At 71.8% G+C, this 17,389-nt stretch carries 14 protein-coding genes; 8 read left to right on the plus strand and 6 right to left on the minus strand.

The genetic code is table 11. From position 1 onward, the window contains the following. Positions 1-3: 3 nt before the first annotated feature. The gene (locus ACGFIS_RS05075) at positions 4-489 is read right to left on the minus strand and encodes an Lrp/AsnC family transcriptional regulator (protein ID WP_392900292.1); all 486 of its coding nucleotides are present in this window, start codon (positions 487-489) and stop codon (positions 4-6) included. Between the two features lie 128 nt (positions 490-617). On the opposite strand from ACGFIS_RS05075, the gene hppD reads away from it, so the two are divergent. The 5 genes from hppD (at position 618) to ACGFIS_RS05100 (ending at position 6,933) form a co-directional block, all read left to right on the plus strand. After that, the gene (hppD, locus tag ACGFIS_RS05080) at positions 618-1,706 is read left to right on the plus strand and encodes a 4-hydroxyphenylpyruvate dioxygenase (RefSeq protein ID WP_392900290.1); all 1,089 of its coding nucleotides are present in this window, start codon (positions 618-620) and stop codon (positions 1,704-1,706) included. A gap of 105 nt (positions 1,707-1,811) precedes the next feature. After that, positions 1,812-2,708 (plus strand): RDD family protein, encoded by an 897-nt coding sequence (locus tag ACGFIS_RS05085; protein ID WP_392900287.1) that lies wholly within the window; start codon positions 1,812-1,814, stop codon positions 2,706-2,708. A 76-nt stretch (positions 2,709-2,784) separates the two neighbouring features. Further along, positions 2,785-3,627 (plus strand): RDD family protein, encoded by an 843-nt coding sequence (locus tag ACGFIS_RS05090; RefSeq protein WP_392969639.1) that lies wholly within the window; start codon positions 2,785-2,787, stop codon positions 3,625-3,627. Positions 3,628-3,686: 59 nt separating this feature from the next. Next, positions 3,687-5,258, plus strand: a complete 1,572-nt coding sequence (locus ACGFIS_RS05095; protein ID WP_392901429.1) for a M1 family metallopeptidase — start codon at positions 3,687-3,689, stop codon at positions 5,256-5,258. A 253-nt stretch (positions 5,259-5,511) separates the two neighbouring features. After that, complete coding sequence (locus ACGFIS_RS05100; protein ID WP_392900282.1) at positions 5,512-6,933, plus strand: M1 family metallopeptidase; 1,422 nt, start codon at positions 5,512-5,514, stop codon at positions 6,931-6,933. A gap of 69 nt (positions 6,934-7,002) precedes the next feature. On the opposite strand, the gene ilvA is transcribed toward ACGFIS_RS05100, so the two are convergent. From ilvA to ACGFIS_RS05115, 3 genes are all read right to left on the minus strand, one after another. Next, a complete protein-coding gene (ilvA, locus tag ACGFIS_RS05105; protein WP_392900280.1) occupies positions 7,003-8,241 on the minus strand; it encodes a threonine ammonia-lyase in 1,239 nt (412 codons plus the stop codon). A gap of 79 nt (positions 8,242-8,320) precedes the next feature. Next, complete coding sequence (locus ACGFIS_RS05110) at positions 8,321-9,334, minus strand: ROK family protein (RefSeq protein ID WP_392969642.1); 1,014 nt, start codon at positions 9,332-9,334, stop codon at positions 8,321-8,323. Then, positions 9,331-10,494, minus strand: a complete 1,164-nt coding sequence (locus ACGFIS_RS05115) for an FIST N-terminal domain-containing protein (RefSeq protein WP_392900275.1) — start codon at positions 10,492-10,494, stop codon at positions 9,331-9,333. Before ACGFIS_RS05115 ends, ACGFIS_RS05110 begins: the two co-directional genes overlap by 4 nt. A 241-nt stretch (positions 10,495-10,735) precedes the next feature. Here ACGFIS_RS05115 and ACGFIS_RS05120 point away from each other — a divergent pair, with 241 nt between their 5' ends. The 3 genes from ACGFIS_RS05120 to ACGFIS_RS05130 are packed head-to-tail and all read left to right on the plus strand — an operon-like array spanning position 10,736 to position 14,886. Continuing rightward, entirely contained in the window at positions 10,736-12,172 is a 1,437-nt protein-coding gene (locus ACGFIS_RS05120; protein ID WP_392900273.1) for a sigma 54-interacting transcriptional regulator, read from the plus strand. Positions 12,173-12,209: 37 nt separating this feature from the next. Further along, on the plus strand, positions 12,210-14,327 hold the full coding sequence (locus tag ACGFIS_RS05125; RefSeq protein ID WP_392900270.1) for a VWA domain-containing protein: 2,118 nt from the start codon (positions 12,210-12,212) through the stop codon (positions 14,325-14,327). Between the two features lie 25 nt (positions 14,328-14,352). After that, the gene (locus tag ACGFIS_RS05130; RefSeq protein WP_392900267.1) at positions 14,353-14,886 is read left to right on the plus strand and encodes a hypothetical protein; all 534 of its coding nucleotides are present in this window, start codon (positions 14,353-14,355) and stop codon (positions 14,884-14,886) included. Positions 14,887-14,981: 95 nt separating this feature from the next. On the opposite strand, the gene ACGFIS_RS05135 is transcribed toward ACGFIS_RS05130, so the two are convergent. Then, positions 14,982-16,091 carry an alpha/beta hydrolase gene (locus tag ACGFIS_RS05135; RefSeq protein WP_392969645.1) on the minus strand — a complete coding sequence of 370 codons (1,110 nt, stop codon included), beginning with the start codon at positions 16,089-16,091 and terminating at the stop codon, positions 14,982-14,984. 48 nt (positions 16,092-16,139) lie between these two features. Next, the gene (locus ACGFIS_RS05140) at positions 16,140-17,297 is read right to left on the minus strand and encodes a cystathionine gamma-synthase (RefSeq protein ID WP_392900260.1); all 1,158 of its coding nucleotides are present in this window, start codon (positions 17,295-17,297) and stop codon (positions 16,140-16,142) included. Positions 17,298-17,389 lie beyond the last annotated feature (92 nt).

Here is a 17,389-nt window from a genome sequence, read left to right on the forward strand (position 1 = left end):
GGGTCAGGCGCCGGCCGCGGCGAGGACCAGCGGGAGGGTGCGGTAGGGGACCTGGGTGGCCAGCGAGATCACCGAGGACGCCCGTTCCACGCCCGCCACGTCCACGATCACGTCGATGACGCGCTGCAGGTCGGCGTTGCTGCGCGCGACGACACGGCACAGCATGTCGCCGGGGCCGGTGATGGTGTGCGCCTCCATCACCTCGGGCACCTGCGCGAGCCGCGCGGCGACGGGGTCGTGCCCGCTCTGCCCCGGCCCCCGGCTCTGCCGCAGTTGCAGCGTCACGAACGCCGTCACCCCGTAGCCGAGCGCGGCCGGGTCGATCTCGGGGCCATAGCCTGCGATGACGCCGTCGCGGGACAGCCGGTCCAGCCGTGCCTGGACGGTGCCGCGCGCGACCCCCAGCCGCCGGGACGCCTCCAGGACGCCGACGCGGGGTTCGGCGGTGAACAACGCTATGAGCCGGCCGTCCAGTTCGTCGATCGGCATGCCACCCTCCGGCGGTCATGGTCACCATGTACAGGGCGACCGGTCGGTATCGCGGTTCACTGTACAGATTGCCCAGTGTTTTAAGACACTCTTGCGCAGCTTGTAGGCGCCTGTCCAGATTGGGTGGCATGGATGAGTTTCCGGTCAAGGGCATGGACGCCGTCGTCTTCGCCGTCGGCAACGCCAAGCAGGCGGCGCACTACTACTCGACCGCGTTCGGCATGCGCAGGGTCGCCTACCGCGGCCCGGAGAACGGCAGCCCCGACGAGTCGGTGCACGTACTGGAGTCGGGCGGCGCACGGTTCGTGTTCCGGGGTCCGGTGAAGGCGGGAACGGAGATCGGCCGGCACATCGCCGAACACGGCGACGGCGTGGTCGACCTCGCGCTCGAGGTTCCCGACGTCGAGGCCGCCTACCGGCACGCGCTCGCGAACGGCGCCGCGGGCGTGCAGGAGCCGCAGGTCTTCGAGGACGAGCACGGCAAGGTGACGGTCGCGGCGATCGCGACCTACGGCGAGACCCGCCACTCGCTGGTCGACCGCTCCAACTACACCGGCCCGTACCTGCCGGGATACGCCCCCGCCGGCCCCGTCGTCGAGCCGGGCGAAAGGTTCTTCCAGGCGATCGACCACTGCGTCGGCAACGTCGAGCGCATGGACGAGTGGGCCGACTTCTACCACCGTGTCATGGGGTTCACCGACATGGCCGAGTTCGTCGGCGACGACATCGCGACCGAGTACTCGGCGCTGATGTCCAAGGTCGTCGCGGACGGGACGCGCAAGGTCAAGTTCCCGCTGAACGAGCCGGCGGAGAGCAGGCGCAAGTCGCAGATCGACGAGTACCTGGAGTTCTACGGCGGGCCGGGCGTGCAGCACATCGCGCTCGCCACGGGTGACATCCTCGCCACGGTCGACCGGATGCGGGCCGCGGGCGTGGAGTTCCTGGAGAGCCCCGACTCCTACTACGAGGACCCGGAGCTGCGGGAGCGCATCGGCGAGGTGCGCGTCCCGATCGAGGAGCTGCAGAAGCGCCGGATCCTGGTCGACCGGGACGAGGACGGCTATCTGCTGCAGATCTTCACCAAGCCCGTCCAGGACCGGCCGACGGTGTTCTTCGAGTTGATCGAGCGCCACGGCTCGCTGGGCTTCGGCAAGGGCAACTTCAAGGCGCTGTTCGAGGCGATCGAGCGGGAGCAGGAGCGCCGCGGCAACCTGTGAGACGCCCGCCGCCCGGGGATCCGGGCCCCGGACGCGCTCGCGTCCAGGGCCCGGGCCTGAGCATGGGGTGACCGTGCGCCCCCGGTAACCGGCACACTGTGGCTCATGAGCGAACCGCCGCAGAACCCCCAGCCCGCGGGCGGCGACTGGCAGGCCCCGGACCCGCAGGCCGCCGACACCCCCGCCCCCGACGCCCCGGACGCCCCCGCAGTTTCGAATGCCGAAGACGTCTCGGACGCCTCCCCCGAACGTCCGCCGCCGTACCAGGGCACTTACGGCGCCCAGCCCGGCCAGGCTCCTCCCGCTCCCGCGCCCGGGGCCGGTTACGCCCCGCCCGGACAGCCACAGCCCGGCTACGGACCGCCCGCACAGCCCGGATACGGACCTCCCGGATTGCCCTATCCCGGCTATACGCATCCGGGAGCGGGCGGCCCGCAGGACATGCTGGCGGGCCGCTGGGCGCGGCTCGGCGCCGGAGTCCTCGACTCCCTCATCCTCAGCTTCGTCGCCACGCCGGCGGTCCTGCTCTCCATCCGCTGGGACAAGATGCAGGAGTCCATGACGTCCGGTGAGCCGATCATCAACCCGATGGACCTCTACAACATTCCGCGACTGCTGGCCGGGTACGCGGTCGTGTTCCTGCTGGGCTTCGTGTACTTCACCGTCATGCACGCCAAGTGGGGCCAGACGCTTGGCAAGAAGGCCCTCGGCATCCGGGTGGTGAGCGCCGCCGACCAGTCCGCGGTGAGCTGGGGCCAGGCGATCGGCAGGCAGGCGTTCGTCTACGCCATCACGATCTCGACGGCTCTGGTCAACTTCCTGGTGCCGGCCGGGGCCCTCCTCGGCATGGTCGGCATGCTCGACAACGCCTGGATCCTGTGGGACGACCGGCGCCAGGCCCTGCACGACAAGGTGGCCGGGACGCTGGTGGTGAAGGCGCAGCCGTGGATGCCGAACCCGTACGCCCGGCCCGAGGCGCCCGCCGATCCCGGCAAGCTTTGATCATCCGCGGGTAAACACTGCAGGCCCCCCGGACGCGGCGAGGTTTGGACGGCAACGCTGCGGCCACCCTTCCGGCATGACGCAACCGCCGAACGACCCCGCGTCCGGGGGAGAGCCGGAAGACCGGCCGCACGGGCACCGGCCGCAGCCCGAGCAGCCAGGGCCGTACGGCGGCCGGCCCCCCGGCGGTCAGCAGCCCCCCGGACGGGAGGAGCCGTACGGGCAGCAGCCGGGATACGGACAGCGGCAGCCGGGATACGGGCAACAGCCTTACGGGCAGCCGCCCTACGGACAAGAGCAGCCCTACGGGCAGCAGCAGCCGTATGGGCAGCAGCCGGGGTACGGGCAGGAGCTGCCGAAGTACCCCGGACAGGGCGACCAGAGCGGATACGGTGCGGCGCCCGGTTACGGCGGCGGCGGGATGGGCGGCTACGCCGATCCGTCGCAGGGGCTCGCGAGCCGCTGGGCACGGCTGGGCGCCGCCCTCGTGGACCTCATCCTCGTCGGAATCGTCACCGGCCTGCTGTCGCTTCCGTTCGTCGACTGGAACCGCGTCTTCAACCCGGAAACGGGTGAGTCGATGTACAACGGCGCCCAGCTGTCGAGCAACGCGATCGGTGTGGTGCTGGGCTTCCTCTACTACTGGCTGACGCACGCCAAGTGGGGGCAGACGCTCGGCAAGAAGCTGCTGGGGATCCGGGTCGTCCGGCAGGACGACGGGCAGGCGATCACCACCGGCCAGGCCGCGGGGCGTTCCGCGTTCTACAGCGTGCTCGGCGGCATCTGCGGCTGCATCGGGCTGATCAACATCCTGTGGATCCTGTGGGACCCGCGGAAGCAGGCACTGCACTGCAAGGTGGCGCGGACCGTCGTCGTGAAGGCGGGCCCGCACGTCCCCGATCCCTACGCCCATCGCTGACCGGGGCCCATTGGAGTTGCTCTGCGCACCCCCTGCCGGGCAGGCTTGGCGGCGTGCATATGGCCGGAAAGTCCCCCAGCCCCCGCCGCCACGGCTCGCGGACGGCGTTCCGTGGTGCCGCGGGCCTGGCCGCTCTCGCCGTCGCGGGGTCGCTGACCGCGAGTTGTCAGCTGTCCCCGTTCGACGACCCGGAGCCGTCGGGTCCGGGCTCGGGGTCGGCCGCGTCCGGCCCGGTGGGGCCCACCACCGCGGGTGACGACTATGTCCCCGGCGACGGCAACGGCGGCTATGACGTCCAGCACTACGGGTTGAAGCTGAACATCGACCCGGACGGCGCGCAGCAGTTGGACGGCACCGCGACCATCACCGCGAAGGCGACCGAGCGGCTCGCCCGTTTCAACCTCGATCTGACCGGCCTCGAGGTCTCGGCGATCAAGGTGGACGGCAAGCCGGCGCGGCAGCAGCGCGGCGGCAGCGAGCTGGAGGTCACCCCGGCGCAGCCGCTGAAGAAGGGCGCGAAGTTCACCACCGTGGTCGAGTACGCGGGGACGCCGGAGCCGGTGTCGGACCCGGTGCTCGGCACATACGGCTGGATCCGCACCTCCGACGGCGTGTTCGTGGCGTGCCAGCCGAGCGGCGCGCACACCTGGTTCCCGAGCAACGACCATCCGAGCGACAAGGCCACGTTCGACTTCGAGATCACGGTGCCGGCCGGGTTGACGGCGATCGCCAACGGCGAGCCGGAGACGCCGCCCACCGGTTCCGGCGGCGGGACGCCCGGCCGGCCGGGCGTGCCGCCCAGCACGGGCCCGGGCGGCCCGCCGAGCACGGGACTGCCGGGAGTCGAGCCGATCGGGCATCGCGCGCAGACGACGTCGAAGTGGCACGTCAAGGCGCCGATGGCCACCTACCTGGCGACGGTCACCGTCGGCCGGTTCGAGGTGCGGACGAGCCGGACGCCGAGCGACGTCCAGGTCATCACCGCCGTCGACCCCTCCGTCTTCGCGGTGGACCTGGGCACCTTCCACAACCTGAACTCCAAGATCACCGAGGAGTTCGCGACGCTGTTCGGCCCGTACCCGTTCACCTCCTCGGGCGGGCTGATCGACAACGCGGAGGTCGGCTTCGCGCTGGAGACGCAGACCCGGCCGGTGTACGGGTCGTTCGGCCTCCAGCCGACGATCGTGGCGCACGAACTCGCGCACCAGTGGTTCGGCGACAGCGTCAGCGTCACCGAGTGGAAGGACATCTGGCTGAACGAGGGCTTCGCGACTTACGCCGAATGGCTGTGGGAGGAGAAGACGGGCGGCCAGACCGTCCAGGCGCAGTTCGACCAGCGCTACGAGAGCGGCGCCGCGAGGGAACTGTGGGACAACCCGCCCGGTGACCCGGGCCGCAAGCAGATGTTCGGCCGCTCGGTGTACGACCGCGGCGGGATGACGCTGGTCGCGCTGCGCGACAAGGTCGGCGAGGACACCTTCTACGACATCCTCAAGACGTGGACGAAGGAGCGCCGGCACTCCAGCGGGACGACGAAGCAGTTCATCGCGACGGCGAACAAGGTCTCCGGCAAGAAGCTCGACTCGTTCTTCGACGACTGGCTGTACGAGAAGGGCCGTCCTTCGAAGTAGCCGGCCAGGCTTCGACCAGGCCCCGGCCAAGGCGGGCAAAAGCCGGGGACCGCCCGGCGGGTCGGCGTGCCCTCCGGCCGTGCCCGCGTCACCATCGGGCGGCCGGGTGCCGGATCCGGCCACAGATTCCACCCCGTATCCACGGATTTGAGACCGGATCGCGCTTGAACCGGCCCAGATCACAGGAAAGTCTTGATCACGGCCGTCGCAACTTACCGGCGGCCGTCACCGAGGAGCACCGAGGACGAGGCCGATGAGCAGAACCCCCAGAGCCCTCGCCGCCGTGGCGCTGACCGTCACCGCGGCCCTCGCCGTGTCGGCGGCGCCCGCCGGCGCCACCGCGCGGTTCACGCCCGGCGCGCCGGGAGCGGGCGACGCCTACTTCCCCGACATGGGCAACGGCGGCTACGACGTCGCCCACTACGACATCGGGCTGAAGTACGACCCGGACACGAAGGGAATCCGGGCCGTCACCAAGATCAAGGCGCGGGCGACGCAGAACCTGTCCCGGTTCAACCTGGACTTCCTCGGCCCGCTCACCATCTCGTCGCTGAAGGTGGACGGGCACCGCGCGTCCTACGAGCGGACGGGTGCGCAGGAGCTGGTCATCACCCCGCCCAAGGGGCTGCGGAAGCACCGGCACTTCACCGTGACCGTCGCCTACTCCGGCGTCCCGCAGACGATCAACGACGCGACGCTGGGCACGTCCGGCTGGGTGCCGACGCCCGACGGCGCGGTGATGGTCAACCAGCCGTTCGGCGCCGCCACGGTCTTCCCCGTGAACGACCACCCGACCGACAAGGCGACGTACACGTTCACGCTTTCGGCGCCCAAGGGCACCACCACGCTGTCCAACGGCGACCTGCGCGGCACGTGGACCCGGGACGGCTGGACGACCACGCGCTGGGTCGTGCGGCACCCGATGGCCAGCGAGCTGTCGATGCTCGCGATCGGCAAGTACGACGTCCTCACCGGGCGGACGGACGGCGGTGTGCCGAACCTGACCGCCACCGACCACGCCATGGCGATCAAGCCGGAGGACGCGGAGAAGTTCCACCGGCAGACCGCCGAGGTCACCGACTTCCAGTCGTCGCTGTACGGCCGCTACCCGTTCACCTCGACGGGCGGGATCGTGGTCAACGGCGGGTTCCGGTACGCGCTGGAGACCCAGGGCCGCCCGGTGTACGACCTCGGCAGCCGGCTGGGCCGGATCCCGAGCGAGGCGCTCCTCGCGCACGAGCTGGGCCACCAGTGGTTCGGGGACTCGGTGTCGCCCGAGCGGTGGGCCGACATCTGGATGAACGAAGGCTTCGCGACGTACTCCGAATGGCTGTACGCCGAGAAGGTCGACGGCACACCCGTCCAGGACAGCTTCGACGCCGTCTACGCCACCCCGGCGGGTGACGACCTGTGGAAGGGCATCGTCTCCGACCCCGGCCGCGACCACATCTTCGACGGTCTCGTCTACGACCGCGGCGCGATGGCCGTCCACGTCCTGCGCACGATCATCGGTGACGAGACGTTCTACCGGCTGCTCAAGGCGTGGCCGGCCGAATACCGCTACGGCAACGCCTCGACTGAGGACCTCGTCCGCTTCGCCGAGCGGCTGTCCCACAAGAAGTTGGACGGCTGGGCCGATGCGTGGCTCTACTCCGAGGGCAAGCCCGCCCTTTGACGTCGGCCTGCGGCGTGTCGCCCTTGTGGAGCGTTTCATGAGGGCGACACGCCGCAGACGTCCGGAGGTTCAGCTCAGCGTGAGGGTGTAGCCCTTTTCGCGTAGGCGGCCTATCACGTCCTCCGAATGGCCGGTGCCGCGCGTCTCCAGGTGCATGAGGACCTCGGCCTCCTCGACGTGCAGGCGGGCCGCGACCCGCTCGTGCATCACGTCCAGGACGTTCACGCCCAGTTCGGCGAGTTCGCTGAGCAGCGTCACGAGGGCGCCGGGGCGGTCCTTCAGCCGGCAGCGGACGACGAGGTAGCGTCCAGCGCCCGCGAGGCCGTGCCGCAGCACCTTCGACAGCAGCAGCGGGTCGATGTTGCCGCCGGAGAGCAGCACCACCACGGGCGGCTCGACCGCGTACGAGTGCTCCAGGACCGCCGCCACCCCGGCGGCACCGGCGGGTTCGACGACCTGCTTGGCGCGTTCGAGGCACAGCAGCAGCGCCTGGGAGATGGACTCCTCGGTCACGGTGACGACCGCGTCGACCAGGTCGGTGAACATGTCGTAGGTCAGGTCGCCCGGGCGGCCGACGGCGATCCCGTCCGCCATCGTCGGCTCGATCTCGACCTGCACGGGCTTCCCGGCGGCGAGCGAAGGCGGGAACGCGGCTGCGCGCTTGGCCTGCGCGCCGAGCGTCTTGATCTCGCGCCCGCCGGTCTCCGCCGCCACGCCCTTGACGGCCGCGGCGATGCCGGCCATCAGGCCGCCGCCGCCGACCGGCGTCACGATCGTCCGGACGTCCGGGCACTGCTCCATGATCTCCAGGCCGATCGTGGCCTGCCCGGCGACGACGTCCGGATGGTCGAACGGGTGGATGAACACCGCGCCGCACTCGTCGGCGTACTCCTGCGCGGCGATGAGGCAGTCGTCGACGGTCGGTCCCGGGAAGACGACCTCGGCCCCGTAGCCGCGGGTCGCGGCGATCTTGGGGAGCGGCGCGCCGACCGGCATGAACACCGTCGCCTTGCAGCCGAGCATGGACGCGGCGAGCGCGACGCCCTGCGCATGGTTGCCGGCGCTGGCCGCGACGACGCCGCCCGCGCGTTCGGCCTCGCTCAGCCCGGCGATCCGCACATAGGCACCGCGGATCTTGAACGAGCCGGTGCGCTGCAGGTTCTCGCACTTCAGCAGGACGGGCCCGCCGATGTGCTCCGACAGCACCCGGGAGGGGATCATCGGCGTGGGAACGACCACGTCGCGGAGCAGTTCCCGGGCGGCGCGGACGTCGTCGACGCTGACGGCACTCACTCCGCGTTCGGTCATACCTGCCTCCTGTGGGGGGACGACCCCCCACACCCCCCGGTTCGCTTCGCTCATTCTTGGATCCTCGCACCCCCCGCGCTCAGCCCGCACTCCAATAGCGATCTTGTGCGAAGACCAGGGCGGCGGCGCCGACGAGCCCGGCGGTCTGGCCGAGCGCCGCGGGGACGATCCGGACACGGCGCGCGAACTCCATCCGGGCGTGCATGCGGAAGGCGTCCTCCAGGGGGTCGAACAACAGCGCCCCCGCCTGGGACAGGCCGCCGCCGATCGCCGCGACATCCAGGTCGCACAGGTGCGTGGCGGACGCGATCGCGACGCCGATGGCGTGCCCCGCTCGTCGCATGGCGGCGACGGCGACCGGGTGCGCCCGGCGGGCGTCGGCGGCCAGTTCGACGCCGGTCACGTCCCGGTTCCCCTGCCGCCAGCCCTGCTCCTGCGCCCAGGCGACCAGCCCGGGCCCGCGCGCGATCGCCTCAAGGCAGCCGCGGCCTCCGCACGCGCAGGGCGGCCCGTCGGGGTCGACGATGACATGCCCGATGTGCCCGGCGTTGCCGGTACCGCCGTTGATGAGCCTGCCGCCGAGGACGAGCCCGCCGCCGACACCCGTTGACACCACCATGCCGAGGACGTTGTCGCGGCCGCGTCCCGCACCGCGCCAATGCTCACCGACGGCGACGCAGATCGCGTCGTTGTGGATGCGGACGGGCAGGCCCGGATAGCGGTCGCGGAGCCTGGCCCGCAGCGGGAAACCGTTCCGCCACGCCGGGATGTTGAGCGGGGACACCTCGGCGGCGGGCCAGGTCATCGGCCCCCCGCAGCCCGCGCCGACGCCCGCGAGCGGCGGATCCCCCGCGTCGGCGACAAGCTTGGCGAGCAGCGCCTCCAGCGTCCTCCACAGCCCGTCGGCGTCCAGCCCGGGGCCGCTCGGCGTGGCGACGCGGTCGTAGGCGGCGATGCGCCCGCCGGGTTCGACGAGCGCGGCGGCCAGCTTCGTCCCGCCGACGTCCACGGCCAGCACAGGCGCGGCGTCCGCCGAAACGGTGTCCGGCCCGCTCAGGGCATCCGACTCGCTCGGGGCTTCCGGCCCGCTCAAATGGGATCCCCCGCCCTTCCGAACGCGAGGATGGACGCGGTGAAGCCGTGGACGTGGTTGCGCCCGGCGACGGGTCCGATCTCGCCCGCGCCGAAGAAGCCGCCGACCCCGGCGGGGCCGAACGCGCGGTCGAGGACGCGGGCGTCATGGTCGGAGTCGGGGAACATCGCCTGGCCTCGCCCGTTGCAGGAGAACAGCAGCGCGCCCTCGACCGGCGCCATGTCGAACCGGTCGAGCAGCGCGGCGAGGTCCTCGTCGGCGGCGCCGGCGTCGCGGACCTGGAACCGGACGGTGCGGCCCACGTCCACCACGTCGCCGATCGCGATGGCGCCGCTGTCGGTGTCGGCGCCCACCACTCCGCGGACGAGGAAGTCGCCGTGCTCGTGCTCGTCGGCGTACTCGTCCATGGCGACGCCGATCAGGAGCCCGCGCCCGGCCAGTTCCTGCTCGTCCTCCGGCAGTTCGAGGACGATCTGCTCCAGCTTCTCCAGTGCGGGGACGCCCGCCAGCTCGTACAGGACGTTCTCGTCGGCCCTGGTCACCACCATGTCGGGGCCGATCGGCCGGGCACCCTGGCTGACCACCGTCGCGGCGGCCACGGACCCGCCGATCACGATGCCGACCGCGCCGTCCTGGTAGACCTCGCCGCCGACGAACAGCCGCGCGTCGCCGCGCTCGCGGCCCTCCGCGAGGCCGCCGACCAGGGGGAGGCCGGGCAGCGCGTCGTCGGAGCGCTCGACGAACGCGTCCACCGGGAAGCTGTACGGGTCGGTCAGCAGCACGCCGACCACGTCGTCGGCCTGCGCCTCGGGCATGCCGACCACGATCAGGCGGTCGTCGGCCTTCAGCGTCTCCAGCCGGAAAGGGTCGAGCCGCGCGCCGGGCAGCACCGCCGCCCACGCGCTGACCGCGCCGGCGTCCTCCACGCCGCGCCCGGCGCCGATGACCCCGGACGCGGTGCAGCCCAGCAGTACCGCGGGCCCGGCCGCATGCGCCGCGGCCAGCGCCGCCGCCTCGAACGCCTCCGGGTCGTCGCCCGTCATGAAGACGCAGACCAGGTCGGGTGCCGCGCTGAGCGGAGCGAGCGCCTGCTCGACCGCCGAGACGGCCGCCTCACACAGGTCGGGTCCGAGGGCCAGGCCATCACCGAAACGCGCCATCGGCGCCGCCTCCCTCACTGGATATCGCCGGGTGCATCACACCCCCAGTCTCCCCCGCCGCGCGCCCTCCACCCAAACAACGCCCGATCCACGCAGGCCGGGACACGCCCGGACGAATCCTCCGGCGATTCCTGCGGCGATCCACCGGCGATCGCTGCGGCGATCGCTGCGGCGATCCAATCCTCCGGCGAATGCTCCGGCGGGGTGCGATTCCGCGTACCGGCGACGTAATGTCGATCGCGTGCGTTCATCCACACCGCGTGAATCCCCACCCAGCGAGACCACACTGGGCGAGCTGCGCACCAGTGGTCACGTCCAGCGCTCGGTGAAGGCCGAGATCCGCCACAACCTGCTCGTCCGGCTGCGATCCGGGGAGCCGCGCTTCCCCGGGATCCTCGGGTTCGACGACACCGTCCTGCCGCATCTCGAACGCGCCCTGCTCGCCGGGCACGACCTGGTGCTGCTGGGCGAGCGCGGTCAGGGCAAGACGCGGCTGATCCGCACCCTGGCCGGGCTGCTGGACGAGTGGACCCCCGTCGTGGCCGGCTGCGAGATCAACGACCACCCGTACGAACCGGTGTGCGTGCGCTGCCGCCGGCTGGCCGCCGAGACGGGCGACGACCTGCCGGTCGAGTGGCGGCACCGCGGCGACCGGTACGGGGAGAAGCTCGCCACACCCGACACCAGCGTCGGCGACCTCATCGGCGACGTCGACCCGATCAAGGTGGCGGAGGGCCGCACGCTCGGCGACCCGGAAACCGTCCACTTCGGGCTCGTCCCGCGCACCAACCGCGGCATCTTCTCCATCAACGAGCTGCCCGACCTGGCCGAACGGATCCAGGTGGCGCTGCTGAACGTCCTTGAGGAACGCGACGTGCAGATCCGCGGGTACGCGCTGCGGCTGCCGCTGGACGTGCTGCTCGTCGCGTCCGCCAACCCGGAGGACTACACCAACCGGGGCCGCATCATCACCCCGCTGAAGGACCGCTTCGGCGCCGAGATCCGCACGCACTACCCCCTGGAGCTGGACGCCGAGCTGGCGCTGATCCGCCAGGAGTCCGACTTCGCCGACCTGTCCGGCCTGCCCGCCGAGGTGCCCGACCATCTGGTCGAGATCATCGGACGTTTCACCCGCCTCGTCCGGGAGTCGACGGCGGTGGACGCCCGGTCCGGGGTGTCGGCGCGGTTCGCACTCGCCGGCGCCGAGACCGTCGCGGCGGGCGCGGTGCGGCGCGCGGCGCTGACCGGCGAGGAGCACGCCGTCGCGCGGGTCTGCGACCTGCCCGCCGTCGTCCCGTCGCTGATGGGCAAGGTGGAGTTCGAGGTCAGCGAGGAGGGCCGCGAGCAGGAGGTGCTGGAGCATCTGCTGCGCCGCGCCATCGCCGAGACCTACCGGCGGACGCTGGGTCCCGCCGACCTGAACGGGCTGCTGGACAAGTTCGACTCCGGCGAGAGCGTCGAGTCGGGCGAGCTGGTGGCGGCGACGGAACTGCTGCGCCGCATCGGCCGGGTTCCCGGCCTCGCCAAGATCATGGAGCGGCTCGGCATGAGCGGGGAGTCCCCCGGGCAGGCCGCGGCCGCGCTGGAGTTCGCCCTGGAGGGGCTGTTCCTCACCAGGCGGCTGTCCAAGGACGCCGCCGAGGGACGCTCCGACGGGACGGCCACCTACCGGACCTGATGTCCGGACCTGAATTCTCCACGCGCAAGGAGATTCGATGAGCCGATACCGCTACGGCGCCTACGAGGACGGGCCCGACCCGCTCGCCCCGCCCTACGACGTCCGTTCCGCCCTCGACGCGATGGGCGACTCGGTGCTGGACGGCACCCGCCCGGACGAGGCGCTGCGGGACCTGCTGCGGCGCGGCCTGCCGGGCGCGCAGGGCCGCCTGCCGAACAGCGGGCGGGGCCTCGACGACATGCTCCGCCAGGTGCGGGAGCGGCGCCGCGCCCTGCGCGACCGGGGCCGGCTCGACGGGACGCTGGAGCAGGCCCGCGCGCTGCTGGACACCGCGATCGGGCAGGAGCGGGCCGAACTGTTCCCCGATCCGAGCGACGAGGCGCGGCTGCGCGAGGCGGAACTGGACACCCTGCCGTCCGACACGTCCCAGGCGATCCGCCGCCTGTCGGACTACGACTGGCGCTCCGACGCCGCCCGGCAGACGTTCGAGCGGCTGAAGGACCTGCTGCGGCGCGAGGTGCTGGACGCGCAGTTCCAGGGCATGAAGCAGGCCCTGGAGAACCAGGACCCGGCCGCCATGGAACGGGTCAAGAACATGATGGGCGCGCTGAACCAGATGCTGGAGCGCGACGCCCGCGGCGAGCACACCCAGGACGACTTCGACCGCTTCATGGGCGAGTACGGGGACATGTTCCCCGACAACCCGCAGAACCTGGAGGAGCTGGTCGACTCCCTCGCCCGCCGCGCCGCCGCGATGGACCGCCTGCTCGCCTCGCTCAGCCCGGAGCAGCGCGCCGAGCTGGGCGGCCTGATGGAGCAGGCCATGCAGGACGCGGGCCTCGCCATGGAGATGACCCGGCTCGGCGACGCGCTGCGGACCCGCCGTCCCGACCTCGGCTGGGGCCAGTCCGAGCAGATGACCGGCGAGGACCCGCTCGGCATGGGCGACGCCACGACCGCGCTGGCGGAGCTGGCCGACCTCAGCGAGCTGGAGGCGGCGCTCGGGCAGGAGTATCCGGGGGCGCGGCTCGACGACATCGACGAGGACGCCGTCCGGCGGGCGCTCGGCCGGCAGGCCGTCGACGACCTGGCCGCGCTGCGCCGCATCGAGGCGGAGCTGGAGCGGCAGGGCTACCTGCGGCGCAACCGCGGCAAGCTGGAGCTGACCCCGAAGGCGGTGCGGCGGCTCGGTGAGACGGCGCTGCGCCGTGTGTTCGCGCAGCTCACGTCCGGGCGGCAGGGCGACCACGACCAGCGGGACGCCGGCCAGGCGGGCGAGCTGACCGGGGCGAGCCGGGAGTGGCGGTTCGGCGACGAGCAGCCCCTCGACGTGGTCCGGACGGTGAGCAACGCCATCCGCCGCAGCGCCATGGACGGCGGCGCCGCGGGTGTCGTGACCTCGAAGGTCGTGGAGCCGGGCACCGCCGACGTCATCGAGATCAACGGCACTGGATCACGGAGTCCCGATGGCGTGAAACCCGATGGTCTGAAACCCCGTGGCGTGAAACCCCGTGGTGTGAAACCCGGTGGCGTGAGACTCGGCGTGGACGACTTCGAGGTGCACGAGACCGAGCGGCGCACCGGCGCGGCCGTCTGCCTGCTCGTCGACCTGTCCTACTCGATGGTGCTGCGCGGCACATGGGCGGTCGCCAAACAGACCACCCTCGCCCTGCACACGCTCGTGACCAGCAAGTTCCCGCAGGACGCGATCCAGATCATCGGGTTCTCCAACTACGCGCGGGTCCTGCACCCGACGGAGATGGCGGGCCTGGACTGGGACATGGTGCAGGGCACCAACCTGCACCACGCCCTGATGATCGCCGGACGGCACCTGGACCGGCATCCCGACTTCGAGCCGATCGTCCTCGTCGTCACCGACGGCGAGCCGACCGCGCACCTGCGTCCGGACGGCCGCTCGCTGTTCGACTACCCGCCGTCCACCGACACGCTCGTCCTCACGCTCGCCGAGGTCGACAAGATGACCCGGCGGGGCGCCTGCATGAACTTCTTCATGCTCGCCGAGGACCGGCGCCTCGTCTCGTTCGTGGAGGAGGTCGCGCGGCGCAACGGCGGCCGTGTGTTCGCGCCCGACGCCGACCGGCTCGGCGAGTACGTCGTGAGCGACTACCTCCGGGTGCGCCGCGCCCGCCGGTAGAACGGGAGGGGCTAGGGTCGGCGTCATGTCGACTTCCGACCACCTGCTGCTGTTCTTCCACATCGGATTCGCGATCTTCACGCTGGGGCCGCTGACCGCCGCGACCATGTCCACCCCGCGCTACATCCGCAAGCGCAACGTGGTCGTGGTGCGCTACCTCCACCGGGTCACGCAGATCTACGGCGTCGCCACCCTGGGGATCTTCCTGTTCGGGCTGCTGCTGGCCCAGGGCGACCTGGCGGAGGTGTGGCTGTCGGCGTCGATGACGCTGTTCATCGTCGCGCTGGTGCTGCTGCTGATCGTCGAGCGCGACCAGCGCAAGGCGGCGCATCTGCTGGAGGTCGCCGCGGCCGAGGAGGCGGCCGTCCCGGTCAAGCCCGCCGCGGCGGTGGACAAGGACGGCAAGGACCGCGAAGACGGCGGCGGGGCCGAGAAGAAGCGGCCCGCCGCGGCGGACGGCGACATCGCCCAGGTGGAGCGCGGGAGGCTGGCCGCCATCTCCGGCGTCGTCGCGCTGATCTGGCTCGTGATCCTGCTGCTGATGGTCTGGAACGGCTGATGGTCTGGAACGGCTGACGGTCCGGAACGGTCAACGGGCCGGAACGGCCGGCGGTCGGAAGGGCCGGGCGCCGGCCCGGCCGCCGGCGCCGCCGGCTATTCGGGGGGGCCGGCCTTCAGGCGGTTCTTGAGCCAGCTCAGGATCGTCGGGTAGGTGTTCCCGTCCTCCAGCAGATGCGCGGCGTGCCCGCCGCCCTCGATGGTCTTGACCGTCACCGGGACGCCCGCGGCCCGCAGCCCGCCCGCCAGCCCGGCGCTCTGCGCGGTCGGAATGAAGTCGTCGCTGCCGTGCATGAGGAGCATCGGCGCGTCCCCCGCGGAGACGTGGGTGGAGGTGTCGGCGTCCTCCAGCCGGTCCCAGCAGTCCTTGGAAGCGGCGCCGGGGACGCACTGGACGAGGTCCACCACGGCCTGCCGCAGCTTCTGCTGACTGGGTGTGGCGGCCGGCTTCCCGCCCGTCTGGTAGGCCAGGTACGGGCTGATCGGCGGCGACATCGCGATCACGCCGCGGACCTGCGCGGTGCCCGTCCCGAACGTGCCGAGCTGCGTCGCGAGGTGCCCCCCGGCCGAGGAGCCGATCACGGCGATGCGCCGCGGGTCGACATTCCACGTCCGGGCGTGCTGCTTGATGAAGGTGAGGGCGGCCAGCGAGTCGACGCGCTGCGCCGGCCACTGCGCCTTGGGGGCCAGCCGGTAGTTCGCCGACATGACGACGAAGCCCTCTTCGGTGAGCCGGCGCGCGAAGTACTTCCAGCCGCCGCCCTTGTCGCCCGACAGCCAGTAGCCGCCGTGCAGGATCAGCACGGCCGGACGCGGCGTGGCCCTGGGCCCGGCCTCGCGCCAGTAGGCGTCGACCCGCTGGCTCGGGCCCTTGCCGTAGGCGTACGTGCGGAACTTCGGCAGCTCGGGGGTGACCATGACCGCCTGCGCCGTGACGGTGCCGTCGGGCTCGCCGTCCGGTGCCGCCTCCCCCTCGCGGGGATGCGACGTGGAGGACGTGGAGGGCGACTGCGACCCGGGGCCGCCGGCCGGGGGCGCGTCGGAGGGTGTGGTCGTCCCGGGCTCCCCGGTGGGCGGCGCGGACGGGACGGGCGACGACGTCGGCGGTGTCGGCGCCGGCGTCGTCGCCTGGGCTCCGCCCGGAACGGCTACGGCGGAGACACACGTCGCGGCGAACGCCGCACCACAGACCAGAATTTTGCGCACCCCGGGCCCCTTCTTTACGAACCTGGCGCGCTGAGTATAGATGTTTGATCAAGTGGCGTGGGGCAGAGCCCGCTCAAGATCCCGGAGAAGATCGTCGACGTCCTCGATCCCGACCGACAGCCGCACCAGGTCACCGGGGACCTCCAGCGGCGATCCGGCCGCCGAGGCGTGCGTCATCCGGCCCGGGTGCTCGATCAGCGACTCGACGCCGCCGAGCGACTCGCCGAGCGTGAACAGCTTCGTCCGCTCGCACACGAGGACGGCGGCCTCCTCCGACTCCATCCGGAACGAGACCATGCCGCCGAACGCCTTCATCTGCTTGGCGGCGACGTCGTGCCCCGGATGGCCGGGCAGCCCCGGGTACAGGACCCGCCGGACGGCCGGGTGCCGCTCCAGCATCTCGACGATCCGCTCCGCGTTGGAGCAGTGCCGGTCCATCCGCACGCCCAGCGTCTTGATCCCCCGAAGGGTGAGCCAGGCGTCGAACGGGCCCGCGACGGCGCCCATCGCGTTCTGGTGGAACGCAAGCCGCTCGCCCAGCTCCGGGTCCGACACGATCAGCGCGCCGCCGACGACGTCGGAGTGGCCGCCGATGTACTTGGTGGTGGAGTGGACGACCACGTCCGCGCCGAGTTCCAGCGGGCGCTGGAGATACGGGGAGGCGAACGTGTTGTCGACGACCAGCAGTGCGCCGGCGTCGTGGGCGACGGCCGCGAGCGACGCGATGTCGGCGATGCCGAGCAGCGGGTTCGTCGGCGTCTCCACCCAGATGATCTTCGTCTCGGGGCGGACCGCCCTCCGCGCGGCCTCGACGTCCCCGAGCGGCACCGAGTCGAACGCCACACCCCACGGCTCGGCCACCTTGGCGAACAGCCGGTAGGTGCCGCCGTAGGCGTCGTCCGGGATGATCACGTGGTCGCCGGGGCGGCAGACCGCGCGCAGCAGCGCGTCCTCGGCGGCGAGCCCGGAGGCGAACGCCAGCCCCCGCGAGCCGCCCTCCGCTTCGGCGAGGCATATTTCGAGCGCGGTACGGGTCGGGTTCGCCGACCGGGAGTATTCGTAGCCGCCGCGTAGGCCGCCGACACCGTCCTGTTTGTACGTTGATACCTGGTAGATCGGCGTGACGACCGCACCGGTGGTGGGGTCGGGCTCCTGCCCGGCGTGGATGGCCAGGGTCTCGAAGCCTCTCTGAACTTCGTTGTCCATGGGTACGAGGCTATCCACCCCGCTCCCCTCCTCGAGGAGGAGGCGCTCCCCCGCAGGTATCAGCCTTTATTTCAGCGCAGCGGGTGACCCCA

It is taken from the genome of Spirillospora sp. NPDC048824 (assembly GCF_043198455.1).
In the GTDB taxonomy this organism is placed as follows: domain Bacteria; phylum Actinomycetota; class Actinomycetes; order Streptosporangiales; family Streptosporangiaceae; genus Spirillospora.